The sequence below is a fragment of the Pelovirga terrestris genome (genome assembly GCF_014773365.1).
In the GTDB taxonomy this organism is placed as follows: domain Bacteria; phylum Desulfobacterota; class Desulfuromonadia; order Desulfuromonadales; family Geopsychrobacteraceae; genus Pelovirga; species Pelovirga terrestris.
Window position 1 is genome coordinate 1 of the sequence record NZ_JACWUN010000045.1, and the last position, 689, is coordinate 689.

At 54.0% G+C, this 689-nt stretch carries 1 protein-coding gene and 1 pseudogene; one reads left to right on the forward strand and one right to left on the reverse strand.

The window, feature by feature from the left end; all coding sequences use genetic code 11:
- A pseudogene (locus ICT70_RS14805) lies at positions 1-191 on the forward strand (integrase catalytic domain-containing protein); the annotation flags it as partial.
- Positions 192-498: 307 nt separating this feature from the next.
- On the opposite strand, the gene ICT70_RS14810 reads toward ICT70_RS14805, so the two are convergent.
- Positions 499-689, reverse strand: a 191-nt coding sequence (locus tag ICT70_RS14810) for a hypothetical protein (protein WP_224747099.1), incomplete at its 5' end; no start/stop codon positions are given.

Consider the following 689-nt stretch of genomic DNA (forward strand, 5'->3'; position numbering starts at 1 on the left):
TCCACGGCCTAACCCAGGCCTTCCTCAAACGGGGTCTGCCCCGGGCTCTGTTGACCGACAATGGAGCTGCCATGCTCGCCGAGGAGACCCGCCAGGGGCTGGCCAGGCTGGCCATTGAGCACAAGACAACCCTCCCTTATTCTCCCTACCAGTATGTGGCGCAAAAAAATATGTGGCGCCTTGCCTCGGGGGCTTGATAGCTTGCCGTCGAAAGACATTTGGGCGCCACATAAGTTCCCGGTTACAACCCGCGGAGAAACTCCATCAGGCCGGGTTTGTCTCGCCAGGGCTTCACCTTGCTCCCTGTGTCAGGGGCACAGGTGGCCAAAGCCCGCGCTTTGGTTTCGAGGTCAGTCTCAGCGTAGATGTTAGTCGTATTGTTGTTTGCCCCAGTAAATGGCCATAGATTGTCTAACTATATGGAACCATTAGATAGATTGTCACATCAATGGACTTTTGTCACACCGTGACCGGCACTCGCCGGTCACGGTGGTAGTGTTAAAAAGGTTCTTCTTCTTTCGGATGTGATCTGGAATCAGCCATATCCTGGTACGCTTGATGCGTGTTGATGATGTTCCGCAGGCTGGCCGCCATCAGACTCATCACCAGTTGTTCCACCAGGGCCGTCAATTCATCGAAGGTCGTTTCAGTATTCTGATCCTCGTAGATATTCATCGCACACCTCCCTT